Raw genomic sequence first — 12,574 nt, forward strand, 5'->3', positions numbered from 1 at the left:
GCGGAAAAATGCACAATACTGCGAGGAGTGACGGAAAGTTAGCCTGTGATCCTCAGTACAGGCGGCACTTTGATCAAGTGATGGGTTGAATATCGAGGGGCCTGCGAGAAAAAACCTATTTTTCTGTCAGGCACTATTTACAACTCGTCGAGCCCGGACTCCTGGGCCAGGGTGGGAGCAGCCAGAGTCAGGCCGGCGGCCAGCAGCAGGAAGGACGTGACGCGCATCTCAGAGTTCCTTGTTCGAATTGGCGGTGGCAATTCTACCAGTTCGCGCAGCCGGTCATGACTCAGTGCGGCGTGATGTCGCGCGGGTCACGGCCCAATTCTCGATAGTGGCGCTCCCACATCAATACGGCAGCCGCCACGGCCCCGGGCAGCAGGAAGAGGTTGGCCAGGGGTAACCAGGTAATCAGGGTCACCCAGCCGCCATAGGTCAGGGTCCGCCACCAGCGAGCGGCCAACCGACGCCGCATGTCGGAGAAACTGACCTTGTTGTTGTCCATGGGGTAGTCGAGATAGGTGATGGCCATGATCCAGGCCGAGAAGGCCAGCCACAGGAAGGGCGCCAGGATATTGACGCCGGGTATCCAGCTGACCACGAACAACAGCGCCATTCTCGGCAGGATATACACCAGCTTGACCAGTTCCCGAACCAGGGCGTCGACAGCGGTCTTCAGCAGGCCACGGTCGTCCAGAGGCGGGCGCCCGGTGACGACCTCTTCCACCTTGGCCGCCAGGAAACCATAGAAGGGGGCGGCGATCAGATGGGTCACCAGGGTAAAGGTGAAGAAGACGATCACCACCAGGCTGATCACGAACAGCGGCCAGATCAGCCAGGAGAGCCAGTCCAACCAGCCGGGCACCAGGGCCATCCAGGTATCGAGCCAGCCACCGAAGTGAGCCAGTACCTGTTGCAGCATGACCCCGTAGACCAGCAGGTTGATGGCAATGGGCGCGAAGACATAGCGCCTCAGGCCGCGCCCATAGACCAGTCGTGTGCCACGGGACAGGGCCGAGAAGGCATCAAGCATCCAGGCATCAGTCCTTGCGGGTAAGCGACTGCTCGTCCAGTTCGCCGGGGTCGGTGTGGCGGATGTCGAGCCCCTTGACCAGATAGACCACGTACTCGGCCAGGTTGTTGGCATGGTCACCGATGCGTTCCAGGGCACGCAGGATCCACATCACGCTGAGGATCGGCGAGATCGAGCGGGCATCCTCCATCATGAAGGTCATCAGAGAACGCATGGCGCTCTTGTATTCGTTGTCCACCTGCTCGTCCTCGTACACGACCTTGAGGGCCAACTCGATATCGAAGCGGGCGAATGAGGTCAGGGCATCGCGCACCATCGTGCGGACATGTTCACTGATCAACCTGACCTCGACGAAGCCGCGGGTGCCGTGGTTGGCCTCCACCAGGCCGATGGCGTTGCGGGCGATCTTGCTCGCCTCGTCGCCGATACGCTCGAGGTCGGAGGCGGCACGGATCACCGCCAGCACCAGGCGCAGGTCCGAGGCCGCCGGCTGGCGACGCGCCAGCACCCGTGTGCACTCCTCGTCGATCCGGATCTGCATGTCATTGACGTTGCGATCGTTGTCGACCACCTGCTCGGCCAGACGGGTATCGCCGTCGAGCAAGGCGGCGGAGGCATCCTGGACCTGCTTTTCCACCAGGCCACCCATGGCCATCAGGCGGGTCTTGAGTGCCTCGAGTTCCTGATTGAACTGCCGGGAAATATGCTGGCTGTGGGTATCGCTGGTAATGTCCATGAGTCTCTCTCCTTCGAGGCAGGGTCCTTGGACCCTGCACACGTTGATGTCGTTCTAGGTGCGCCACAGGCACGGATTGGGTGGATGATGGCGCAAAAATGTTGCAGTCCGGTTAACCACCTGGGCATCACCGATGACAGGCCACTTCGACAGCATGATACATCAGGTGCACGCATTTCCTTTTCAAGAGGCCGGAGGAGACGATCACCGTCCACCGGGAGTGAGCTGGCCGTCTATCACTGAGCCCGATGCAAGGCTGGTGGCCAGGCACTGCCAGCGTTTACCATCGAGAGGGCGTGCTTTCTACAATAACAAACCAGGGTGATGACAGTTCCATGACAGATATCGATGACATTCCCGCCCCACGGGGGCAGTTGACCCTGAAGCTGCTGGCCAGCCGTCAGGATGTCAACGTCCATGGCGATATCGGGGGTGGCTGGTTGGTCGCCCAGATGGATCAGGCCGCAGAGCTGGTCGCCAGTCGCGAGGCCAGGGGCCGGACGGCCACCGTGGCCATCGAGGCCATGGACTTCCTCAGTCCGGTGCGCGTCGGCTCCATGGTCAATATCTTCACCACGGTAGGCGAGATCGGTCACAGTTCGATCCGCATCGATGTGGAGGTCTGGATTCGATCTCCCCAGGAACGCGATCCGGATGAGCTGCACAAGGTCACCGATGCCCGCTTCGTGATCGTCGCCCTGGACGACAATGGCCGGATACGTGCCGTGACCCAATAGCCGCCGGCTCGGCACGAGACAGAATATCACCCCCCTACGGCATCACGACCCTTCAGGTAGGCATATTCGCTGACATCAGTGAACGGCCGCACCAGGCGCTGGAAGTCCTGGTAGGACGCATAGACCCTGGCCGAATCTGGATCACTCTCTACCTGGGCCTGTATGGCCTCCCTGGAGGATTCAAAGAGTGCCGTCATGACGTCGTCAGGGAAGGTGCGCAGCTGGACACCGTGTTCGTTGACCAGGGTATCCAGCGCCTGGGCGTTGCGGTAGGCGAACTCGCTGATCATGGCAAGGTTGGAGGCCCTGGCCGCCTCGTGAACCACGTCCTTGAGGTCGTCGGGCAGGGCATTCCAGGCATCGAGGTTCACGGTGCCCTCGAGGATCGCGCTCGGCTCGTTCCATACCGAGGTGTAGTAGTAGTCGGCCACCTGGTGCAGGCCGAAGGCCAGGTCATTATAGGGACCCACCCAGTCGGCGGCGTCGAGCACGCCGGTCTGCAGGGAGGTAAAGATCTCCCCGCCCGGCATGTTCACCGTGGTCACGCCGATACCGTTCATCGCCTGACCGGCCAAGCCCGGCAGGCGCAGCTTGAGTCCCTGCATATCGTCCAGGGAATGGATCTCCTTCTTGAACCAGCCGGCCATCTGGGTGCCGGTGTTGCCCACCGGAAAGGGCTTGAGGTTGTGCTTGGCATAGACCTCGTCCCAGAGTTCCTGGCCGCCGCCATGATAGAGCCAGGCATTGGTTTCGGTGGTGGTCATGCCGAAGGGAACGGCGGTGAAGAACTGCGACGCCAGGGTCTTGCCGCGCCAGTAGTAGGAGGCCGAGTGACCCATCTCGGCGGTTCCTCCCGCCACGGCATCGAAGACTTCCAGGGCCGGTACCAGCTCACCGGCACCGTGCACGTTGATGCGCATGCGGCCGTTGGACAGCTTCTCGATGCGCTCGGCGAAGTCGTTGGCACCGGTGCCCAGGGCGGGAAAGTTCCGCGGCCACGAGGTCACCATGTCCCAGGTGATGGTGTCCTGAGCATTGGCATTGGAGATGAAGGGGGCGGCGGCGACACCGGCGGCACCGAGGCCGGCGGTCTTGAGATCTTGAGACTGTTCTTGAGAAAGAGGCGACGTTGCATGTTAGGCGTATGCTCCAGAAGCGTTTTTTAGGGTGCCAGTCCGGGATGTCCCGACCCTGGCAGGGCTGGTCACGAGTATGCGACACGGCCGATTTCTCCGGCAAGCGACCGCGTGACGAGGGCAGGGATCATCGCTCCGGTCCACGCCGGTTGCCGTGACGCACCAGCCAGTAGCAGATGCCCAGGGAGAGGACGCCGGCCGAAAGTGCCAGTATCTTCAAGGGATCGATGGTTTCCAGGTCCATCACCATGAATTTCCGGACCAGGGCCATGATGGCGATCAGCACCACGATCTCAACCTGGATGAAGCCGCCGTCGTTCCTCATGGTCCGCACGATGGAGTTGTTGAACTCCATGGCGATCAGGACCGTGAGGATCATGTCGAAGACCGCCTGGAATACCCGATAGTCGAAGGGGTCGCGGGTCTGCACGAACAATAATTGCACCACATGATCGATCAGGTAATACAGCGCCACCAGGACCACACCGCCGATGGCGGTCGTCAGTATCAGAGACACCAGTCGCTCGAAGCGCTGGTAGCCACTCAGGGATGACCACTGGGCCATGACTTCCGGGAACCATCGTTTCAGAGTAGATCTCATTTTTCCTTCGCTCTATCGTGACACTTTACTTGCCTCAACCCTGACAAGAGGTCCTGTCGAGGGAATGGCGGAACCTGGTTGGCACGCATCATAGCGGCGTCAGCTTGGCGAAACCCAGCACCAGCCACTTGTCACCCTGGCCCTCGAAGCTGACCTGCACCCGGGCGCGCTCTCCCTCACCCTCGGCATTGAGGATCACCCCCTCACCGAACACCGGATGCTGGACCCGCTGACCGAGGCTCAGGCTGGGCAGGTCGGCACCCCCGTTGACCGAGGTCTGTCGGGAAAGGCCCACCGCCGGCCGACCGGCCGTCACCGGCCGGGATATCTGGCCACGCAGGCGCACCTCTTCCAGGAGCGCCTCGGGAAGCTCGCGCAGGAAGCGCGAGGGCCGCTGGAAGGTCTCCTTGCCATGCAGGCGGCGCAGCTCGGCATGGGTCAGGTAGAGCTTGCGCATGGCACGGGTAAGACCGACGTAGCAGAGGCGACGCTCCTCCTCCAGGCGGCCCGGCTCCTCCAGGGACATCCGGTGCGGGAAGAGCCCCTCCTCGACGCCGGAGATGAACACCACCGGGAACTCCAGCCCCTTGGCCGAGTGCAGGGTCATCAGCTGCACACAGTCCTCGAACTCGTCGGCTTCATGGTCGCCGGCATTGAGCGCCGCCTCGGAGAGGAAGGCCTCCAGCGCCACGCCGCCCTCACCGGCCTCTGGAGGGTCGAGAGCCTCACCCTGGGTGAAGGCCTTGGCGGCCGTGACCAGCTCCTCCAGGTTCTCGACCCGGGCCTGGCCCTTCTCACCCTTCTCGCTGCGGTGATGCTCGACCAGGCCGGAGACCTCGATCACATGGTCGATGATCTCGTGCAGGGCCAGGCCGGCGGTATCGTTGTCGAGCCGGTCGATGAGGTCGGCGAAGGCCTTGACCATGGTAGCGGCGCGACCCTTGAGGGTGGCATCCGCCAGGCCGTCATGCAGCGCCTGCCAGAGTGGAACGCCGGAGTGGCGAGCGCGTTCGCGCAGGATCTCCACGGTGCGGGTGCCGATGCCACGGGCCGGGACATTGATGACCCGTTCCAGAGAGGCGTCGTCGTCGCGGTTGAGCAGCAGCCGCAGATAGGCCAGGGCGTTCTTGATCTCCAGACGCTCATAGAAGCGCTGGCCACCGTAGATGCGATAGGGCACCCCCTGGCGGATCAAGGTCTCCTCGAGCACCCGGGATTGGGCGTTGGAGCGATAAAGGATAGCGATCTCGCGCCGCTTGAACCCCTCCTCGACCTTCTCGCGGATGGTGTCGACGATATAGCGCGCCTCATCGAGATCGTTGAAACCCGAGTAGACGGAAATCGGCTCACCACGCTCACCGGCGGTCCAGAGTTCCTTGCCCATGCGTCCGGCGTTGTGGCTGATCAAGGCATTGGCGGCCTCGAGGATGGCGCTGGTGGAGCGGTAGTTCTGTTCCAAGCGGACGGTCCGGGTTCCCGGAAACTCCTGTTCGAAGCGACGGATGTTCTCGACCCTGGCCCCACGCCAGCCGTAGATCGACTGGTCGTCATCGCCGACCACCGTCATCGGCGTGCGCTGACCGGAGAGCAGCTTCAGCCAGGCGTACTGCAGGGTGTTGGTATCCTGGAACTCATCGACCAGCAGATGGCCGAAACGCTCCTGGTAGTGGGCCAGGAGGGCGGGATTGTCACGCAACAGCTCCAGGCTGCGAAGCAGCAGCTCGCCGAAGTCCACCAGGCCGCCGCGCTCGCAGGTCAGCTGGTAGCGTTCATAGAGCTCGACCATCTGGGCGAGATAGGCATCGCCATGGGCGTCGACCTGATGGGGACGCAGCCCCTCCTCCTTGCAACCGGAGATGAACGACTGCACCTGGCGCGGCGGAAAGCGCTCGTCGTCGACGCGGTGGTCCTTGAGCAGCCGCTTGACCAGGCGCAACTGGTCGTCGCTGTCGATGATCTGGAAATGCTGGGGAAGGCGGGCGTCCTGCCAGTGGGTACGCAGCAACCGGTGGGCGATGGAGTGGAAGGTACCCACCCACACATGGCGCAGCGAGAGCCCCAGCAGCGCTTCCAGGCGGGTGCGCATCTCGCGGGCCGCCTTGTTGGTGAAGGTCACGGCGAGCACCGCATAGGGTGATAGGCCCTCGGCCTGCATCAGCCAGGCGATGCGGTGTACCAGCACCCGGGTCTTCCCCGAGCCGGCGCCGGCAAGCACCAGCATGTTGCCCTGAGGCGCGCTGACGGCCTCGCGCTGGGCCGGATTCATGTGGTCGAGAATCGCCGTGACGTCGTCCATGGGGAAGGCATCGCTGCTCGGAAAATGGGCTAATAGTTTACCATATCCAACCCGGCAGAGCCGGGAGGAGCAAGGAGCAAGGAGCAAGGAGCAAAGCAGAATGCGCCACAAACATCAGGAACAAGCCAAGGGGATCCTTGTAACTTGCAGCTCGGCGCTGGCCGAAGGCCTACGGCTTGCCTTCCTGCTCGGGGAAGCGCAGCGGGCTCAGGCTCTTCTTTACGGCCTTGAGCTGCTCGGCGAGTCTCGGGCCGCGGGTCTTGGCGACCCCCACCGCCAGTACGTCGATCAGCACCAGATGCGCGATGCGCGAGCTCATCGGCGTATAGATCTCGGTGTCCTCGTGGGCATCCACATAGAGCGGCAGGGTGACTTCCTCGGCCAGCGGCGAGCCATTGGGACACAGGCCGATCACGGTGGCGCTGGCCTCTCGTGCCAGGCGCACGCTGGCCACCAGGGCCCGGGTACGCCCGGTCTGGGAGATGGCCACCACCACGTCGCCCTCCTTGAGCGTCACCGCCGACATGTTCTGCATGTGCGGGTCGGTGTAGGCAGCAGTGGAGATCTGCAGCCGAAAGAACTTGTGCTGGGCATCGGACGCCACGGCACCGGAGGCACCGAAGCCATAGAACTCGACCCGATTGGCCAGGGCCAGGGCAGTGATCGCCTGGCTCAGCGCCTCGTTGTCGAGCCGGTCGCGTATCGACAGCAGGGTACCCACGGTGGAATCGAAGATGTTGTGGGAAAATTCGGCCACGGAGTCGCTGTCGTTCATCGAGAACTGGGCGAACTGGCTGTCGGTGGCCAGCATCTGGGCCAGCTGGAGCTTGAAGTCCTGGAAGCCGTTGCAGCCGAGTGCTCGACAGAAGCGCACCACCGTGGGCTCGCTGACCTTCGCCTCGGTGGCCAGATCGACGATGCGCATGTGGATGACCTCTTCGGGATTGCGTAACACGAAGCGGGCCACCTTCTGCTCCGAGCGGCGGAAAAGCGCCATGCGACGTCTCATCTCATCGAACAGTGCGCGACTCACGGGAGACTCCTTGTGTTCAGATCGCCTCGCCGGCAGGGCACAACACCGGCGACATCATCGGCAGATAGCGACAGTATGCCCAAGCCGACGTCCGATGGGCACTCTCGAGGCCTTCGGACGAGGCGTTCGGGCCGTACCCGTCTAGCGTTGGAACAGCGTTTTGGCAAGGGCGCTCATGACGTCGTCATTCTGTCAAGTGAGGTATAGTAACAAGTGCTGTGTCGTGCAGCGTCCTGATGCCGATACCTCTACCTTACCTTCACACAGGAGAGTCGATCATGCGCAATGTCGAAAGAATATCCTCCCTGAAGAGTGAACTTCTCGACATCTTCATGAGCATGGAAGTCGCCGAACACGAACAACGCTCCCGCAGCGCCGCCCAGCGCAACCTCCGAGCCCGCCGTGGCATCGAGTTACACAATGAGTTCAAGCGGCTGTCCCGGGATATCGCCCCCTTGCCGGATGAAGCCCTATCCGGGGAGTCCCTCGCCGACGACGAGATGCACTGAACCCAGGCATCGCAGTCGATACGGGGCGGGTCTCATCGAACGCTGTTTATAAACCCGCGAACCCAGGCGGCAGGCGGGTTGCAATGACGGCCAGCCAGGCGGGATATTCACAAGGAGGAAAGAGGTTTTCCCCCGTTTTATCCACAGGCATAAGCATAGAATGCAGGGGCGATATGGCCCTTATCCCGGAGGCCATCGAAATGGCCGATGCAAAAGCCCAAGGATCCGACCCCCGTGGAAAGCGCGTGAAATGAGCGTTTTGGCTTGTCGCGACGGGCCTTGCGTCGATCTGGCGTGTCCCGGGCGGACCTGTTGAAAAGGGAGCCGACGCCAAGCATGGCGCGATACACGCCATGACTTATCAACAAAAGCTATCAACAAGGGGTGGAGTGATGTCGCCCGACAATGTCACTCCACCGTAACGGACTTCGCCAGGTTGCGCGGCTGGTCGACGTCGGTGCCCTTGAGTACCGCCACATGGTAGCTCAGCAACTGCAGTGGCAGGGTAAAGAGGATCGGGGCCAGCACCTCATGGATATGCGGCAGACATAGCACCTGGGTGCCTTTCTCTTCCTCGAAGCTCACCTCCTCGTCGGCGAAGACGAACAACTCGCCACCCCGCGCACGGACTTCCTGCAGGTTGGACTTGAGCTTGTCGAGCAAGTCGTCATCGGGTGCTACGGAAATGACCGGCATCTCGCTGTCCACCAGGGCCAGTGGGCCGTGCTTGAGCTCGCCGGCGGGATAGGCCTCGGCATGGATATAGGAGATCTCCTTGAGCTTCAGGGCACCTTCCAGCGCAATCGGGAAGTGCGTTCCGCGCCCCAGAAATAGTGCATGGTGCTTCTCGGCAAAGGCCGTCGAGAGTTCCTCGATCCGCGGGTCGAGTGCCAGCACGCGTTCGGCCACGGCCGGCAGACCCCGCAGTGCGGTGACCAGCTCCGCCTGGATCTCCTCGTCGAGTCCCTTGACCCGGCCCAGCGCCAGGGTGAACAGCATCAGGGCAGTGAGCTGGGTAGTGAAGGCCTTGGTCGAGGCGACCCCGATCTCGGGTCCGGCACGAGTCATCAGCGTCAGGTCGGACTCGCGCACCAGGGAACTTCCCGGAACATTGCAGATGGAAAGGCTGGCCAGGTAGCCGCCCTGCCGGGCAAAGCGCAAGGCGGCGAGGGTATCGGCGGTCTCGCCGGATTGGGAGAGCGTCACGAAGAGGCTGCCCTCGGGCACCACTACCTGGCGATAGCGATATTCGGAGGCGACCTCTACCTGGACCGGCACTCCGGCGAAGCGTTCCAGCCAGTAGCGCGCTACCATGCCGGCATGGTAGCTGGTACCACAGGCCACGATATGGATCTGCTTCACCTTGCCAAAGAGCGCCTCGGCATCGGGACCGAAACTCTCCACCAGCACTTTCCTGTCGCCCAGGCGACCCTCCAGGGCCGCGGCGATCACCCCCGGCTGTTCATGAATCTCCTTGAGCATGAAATGGCGGTAGTCGCCCTTGCTGGATACCCCGTCACCGTGTTCGAAGACATCTACCTCTCGCTCGACGGGCTCACTCTGACCATCGAAGATCTCGATGTGCCCTGCACCGGAAAGCCTGACCAGATCGCCCTCCTCCAGGTAGATGAAGCGGTCGGTGACCTGCAGCAGGGCCAGGGGATCCGAGCCCAGGAAGGCCTCGTCGATTCCCACGCCCAACACCAGGGGGCTACCCTTTCGAGCCCCCACGATCACGCCGGGTTCGTCGGCATGAACCGCAGCCAGCGCATAGGCTCCGTCGAGACGCGCCAGTGCCTGTCGCAGGGACGTCAGGAGGTCTCCCGACGCGTCGAATTCGCGTGCCAGCAGGTGAGCCACTATCTCGGTATCGGTTTGCGAACTGAATACATAGCCGGCATCACGCAGTTCCCGGCGTAGTGCCTCATGATTCTCGATGATGCCGTTATGCACCACCGCCAGCCGCTCACCGGACAGATGGGGATGGGCATTGACCTCGCTGGGGCGACCATGGGTCGCCCAGCGGGTGTGGGCGATACCGCAGTGGCCGGGGAGCGGCTCCGCACGGAGCCGTTCCTCCAGTGCGGCCACCTTGCCCACGGCACGACGACGATGAAGGCCTTCAGCGGACTGCACCGCCATCCCGGCCGAGTCATAGCCACGGTATTCCAGACGCTTGAGGCCCTCGAGCAGGATAGCCTCGACGTTACGTTGGGCAACGGCACCGACGATTCCACACATGCGCGCTCTCCTCAGGGATACGTGTCCTTAGTGATGCTTGTCCTTGATCGGTCGTGGCCAGTCGGGACGGCTGACCTGGCGACCTCGGGCTACCGCCAGGGCGTAATCGGCGACATCCTTGCTGATGGTCGAGCCAGCGCCGATGGTGGCCCCCTCGCCGATGCTGACGGGGGCGACCAGGGCGGTGTTGGAGCCAATGAAGGCGTCATCGCCGATCTCGGTGCGGTGCTTGTTGGCGCCATCATAGTTGCAGGTGATGGTGCCGGCGCCGACGTTGACGTCACGTCCCAGGCGGGCATCGCCTACATAGCTCAGGTGGTTGATCTTGCTGCCTTCCCCCACCTCGACATTCTTGGTCTCGACGAAATTGCCGACCTTGGCACCCACCGCGAGGCGCGAACCGGGCCGCAGGCGGGCGAAGGGGCCGATGCGGTTGAGGCCGGCGACCACAGCACCATCGATGACGCTGTGTGCCTCGACAACCGTTCCGGCGCCGATATGGCTGTCACGGATCACGCAGTGAGGGCCGATGCGTACCCCTTCGCCCAGTTCCACCTCGCCCTCGAACACGCAGCCGACATCGATTTCCACATCGTGACCGCAGCTCAGGGAGCCGCGGACGTCAAGGCGGTCGGGATCCAGCAGGGCCACACCCTCGACCATCAGCCGTTCGGCGATCTCCCGCTGGTGGGCGCGTTCCAGCCGAGCCATCTGAGCACGGTTGTTGACGCCTTCCACCTCCATGGTCATCGCCGGATGGACGGTGGCGATCTTCACCCCCTCGGCGGCAGCCACGGCGATCACGTCGGTCAGATAGTATTCGCCCTGGGCATTGTCGGCGGAGAGCTGGGGCAGCCATCGCCTCAACTGGGTCGCGGTCATGGCCATGATGCCCGTATTGCACTCACGAATCGCCAACTCGGCCTGGGAAGCATCCTTCTGCTCGACGATGGCCACCGCCTCACCGGCGGCATTGCGCAGGAGTCGTCCGTAGCCGGTAGGTTCGTCGAGGGTGACTGTGAGCAGGGCCATGTGGCGCTCATCGACGCCCTCGAGCAGAGAGACCAGGGTGTCGCGACGGATCAAAGGAACATCGCCATAGAGCACCAGGACCTTGCCTTTGCCGACACCATCCACCATGGCCTGGGCCACCGCATGGCCAGTGCCCTTCTGCTCGGACTGAACCGCGAAGCGCACCTCTGCATCGGCCAGGACCTCCCGAAGGTGGTCGGCACCATGGCCGATCACCACATGGATCCCCTCGGCCTCAAGACCCCGCGCCGTATCGAGCACGTGACGCACCATGGGTTTTCCGGCCAGGCGGTGCAGTACCTTGGGGAGAGAGGAACGCATGCGCGTGCCCTGTCCCGCTGCGAGAATCACCACATCGAGCGTCATCGTGTCTCCTTTGTCCAGATGCCATCGCATCCTGCATTCTACTGGCCAAGGTGCAGGGGACTCCATGCCGGTGGCCTTCAGTCGGCCTGGAGTCCCTGATCCTCGACCAGCGCTGCCCCGAAGTGATCGACAAAGGCGGGACTGACGAGGCTCGACCAGCCGTCATTCTCCCTCACCAGCATCAATACCTTGAGATCCTGATCGCGAGCCAGCCTCATGCCTTCTTCCTCGCCGAGTACCATCAAGGCCGTGGCCCAGGCATCCGCCCAGGCATTGGACGGGTGCACCACACTGACCGAGGCCAGACGGTGGGTAATGGGTCGGCCCGAACGCGGATCGATCGTATGGGAATAGCGCCTACCGTCTTCCATGAAATAATTGCGGTAATCCCCCGAGCTGGCCACCGAGATGTCGTGCAGCGGAAGGATATGCTGAGCCTCCTGGCGATCCTCGAGGGGAGCTTCGATACCGATCTTCCAGGGCTCCCTCTCGCCGTCACGATAGCCACTGACGATCAGGTCACCGCCCAGATTGACGAGATAATGCGCGATATCGTTCTGATCCAGGTAGTCCGCCACACGGTCCGTGGCATGACCCTTGGCCACGCCGCCGAGATCGACGAAGACATCCCGCAGGCGTCTTGCCTGGAGGCCCTGTACATCCAGCTCGATACTCTCGGGGCCGATGAGAGCCAGCCGCTCGGCCAGAGTAGCCGCGTCGGGCGTCTCCTGTGGGCGGGCCTCGGAGCCGAAACTCCACAGATTCACCAGACCCCCGATGGTGACATCAAAGGCGCCCTCGCTCTCCTCAGCCACCGCCTGACCGATGGCCAGCACCTCGATCAATTCATCCGA

11 protein-coding genes are annotated in these 12,574 nt (G+C 62.8%); 2 read left to right on the forward strand and 9 right to left on the reverse strand.

Annotated features, from left to right (window positions below; genetic code table 11):
• Nucleotides 1-289: 289 nt before the first annotated feature.
• Both cysZ and phoU read right to left on the reverse strand, forming a co-directional pair.
• Nucleotides 290-1,033 (reverse strand): sulfate transporter CysZ, encoded by a 744-nt coding sequence (cysZ, locus tag ACESMD_RS09340; RefSeq protein WP_372612514.1) that lies wholly within the window; start codon nucleotides 1,031-1,033, stop codon nucleotides 290-292.
• A gap of 7 nt (nucleotides 1,034-1,040) precedes the next feature.
• Nucleotides 1,041-1,769, reverse strand: coding sequence for a phosphate signaling complex protein PhoU (gene phoU / locus ACESMD_RS09345; protein ID WP_372612516.1), 729 nt, complete (start codon nucleotides 1,767-1,769; stop codon nucleotides 1,041-1,043).
• Nucleotides 1,770-2,104: 335 nt separating this feature from the next.
• Here phoU and ACESMD_RS09350 point away from each other — a divergent pair, with 335 nt between their 5' ends.
• Nucleotides 2,105-2,506: an acyl-CoA thioesterase gene (locus tag ACESMD_RS09350; RefSeq protein WP_372612517.1), complete on the forward strand. Its 402-nt coding sequence runs from the start codon at nucleotides 2,105-2,107 to the stop codon at nucleotides 2,504-2,506.
• A gap of 26 nt (nucleotides 2,507-2,532) precedes the next feature.
• Here the strand turns inward: ACESMD_RS09350 and ACESMD_RS09355 are convergent, their stop codons facing one another.
• The 4 genes from ACESMD_RS09355 to hexR all read right to left on the reverse strand — a co-directional run bounded on the left by ACESMD_RS09355 (nucleotide 2,533) and on the right by hexR (nucleotide 7,572).
• A complete protein-coding gene (locus ACESMD_RS09355) occupies nucleotides 2,533-3,516 on the reverse strand; it encodes a TRAP transporter substrate-binding protein (RefSeq protein WP_372612519.1) in 984 nt (327 codons plus the stop codon).
• 253 nt (nucleotides 3,517-3,769) lie between these two features.
• A complete protein-coding gene (locus tag ACESMD_RS09360) occupies nucleotides 3,770-4,243 on the reverse strand; it encodes a phosphate-starvation-inducible PsiE family protein (RefSeq protein ID WP_372612521.1) in 474 nt (157 codons plus the stop codon).
• 88 nt (nucleotides 4,244-4,331) lie between these two features.
• Nucleotides 4,332-6,539, reverse strand: coding sequence for a DNA helicase II (gene uvrD / locus ACESMD_RS09365; RefSeq protein WP_372612523.1), 2,208 nt, complete (start codon nucleotides 6,537-6,539; stop codon nucleotides 4,332-4,334).
• A 169-nt stretch (nucleotides 6,540-6,708) separates the two neighbouring features.
• On the reverse strand, nucleotides 6,709-7,572 hold the full coding sequence (hexR, locus tag ACESMD_RS09370) for a transcriptional regulator HexR (RefSeq protein WP_372612525.1): 864 nt from the start codon (nucleotides 7,570-7,572) through the stop codon (nucleotides 6,709-6,711).
• 278 nt (nucleotides 7,573-7,850) lie between these two features.
• Here hexR and ACESMD_RS09375 point away from each other — a divergent pair, with 278 nt between their 5' ends.
• Nucleotides 7,851-8,081 carry a PA3496 family putative envelope integrity protein gene (locus ACESMD_RS09375; protein ID WP_372612527.1) on the forward strand — a complete coding sequence of 77 codons (231 nt, stop codon included), beginning with the start codon at nucleotides 7,851-7,853 and terminating at the stop codon, nucleotides 8,079-8,081.
• A 408-nt stretch (nucleotides 8,082-8,489) separates the two neighbouring features.
• On the opposite strand, the gene glmS is transcribed toward ACESMD_RS09375, so the two are convergent.
• From glmS to ACESMD_RS09390, 3 genes are all read right to left on the reverse strand, one after another.
• Nucleotides 8,490-10,322 (reverse strand): glutamine--fructose-6-phosphate transaminase (isomerizing), encoded by a 1,833-nt coding sequence (gene glmS / locus ACESMD_RS09380; protein ID WP_372612529.1) that lies wholly within the window; start codon nucleotides 10,320-10,322, stop codon nucleotides 8,490-8,492.
• Nucleotides 10,323-10,349: 27 nt separating this feature from the next.
• A complete protein-coding gene (glmU, locus tag ACESMD_RS09385; RefSeq protein ID WP_372612531.1) occupies nucleotides 10,350-11,720 on the reverse strand; it encodes a bifunctional UDP-N-acetylglucosamine diphosphorylase/glucosamine-1-phosphate N-acetyltransferase GlmU in 1,371 nt (456 codons plus the stop codon).
• A gap of 77 nt (nucleotides 11,721-11,797) precedes the next feature.
• The coding region (locus ACESMD_RS09390; protein WP_372612533.1) for an FAD:protein FMN transferase at nucleotides 11,798-12,574 on the reverse strand (777 nt) is incomplete at its 5' end.

The organism is Halomonas sp., from assembly GCF_041689495.1.
Taxonomy (GTDB): domain Bacteria; phylum Pseudomonadota; class Gammaproteobacteria; order Pseudomonadales; family Halomonadaceae; genus Halomonas.

Coding starts and splice junctions, on each gene's coding strand:
- cysZ (WP_372612514.1), bottom strand. CDS start 1,033: ATGCTTGATGCCTTCTCGGCCCTGTCCCGTGGCACACGACTGGTCTAT.
- phoU (WP_372612516.1), bottom strand. CDS start 1,769: ATGGACATTACCAGCGATACCCACAGCCAGCATATTTCCCGGCAGTTC.
- ACESMD_RS09350 (WP_372612517.1), top strand. CDS start 2,105: ATGACAGATATCGATGACATTCCCGCCCCACGGGGGCAGTTGACCCTG.
- ACESMD_RS09355 (WP_372612519.1), bottom strand. CDS start 3,516: ATGGTGACCTCGTGGCCGCGGAACTTTCCCGCCCTGGGCACCGGTGCC.
- ACESMD_RS09360 (WP_372612521.1), bottom strand. CDS start 4,243: ATGAGATCTACTCTGAAACGATGGTTCCCGGAAGTCATGGCCCAGTGG.
- uvrD (WP_372612523.1), bottom strand. CDS start 6,539: ATGGACGACGTCACGGCGATTCTCGACCACATGAATCCGGCCCAGCGC.
- ACESMD_RS09375 (WP_372612527.1), top strand. CDS start 7,851: ATGCGCAATGTCGAAAGAATATCCTCCCTGAAGAGTGAACTTCTCGAC.
- glmS (WP_372612529.1), bottom strand. CDS start 10,322: ATGTGTGGAATCGTCGGTGCCGTTGCCCAACGTAACGTCGAGGCTATC.
- glmU (WP_372612531.1), bottom strand. CDS start 11,720: ATGACGCTCGATGTGGTGATTCTCGCAGCGGGACAGGGCACGCGCATG.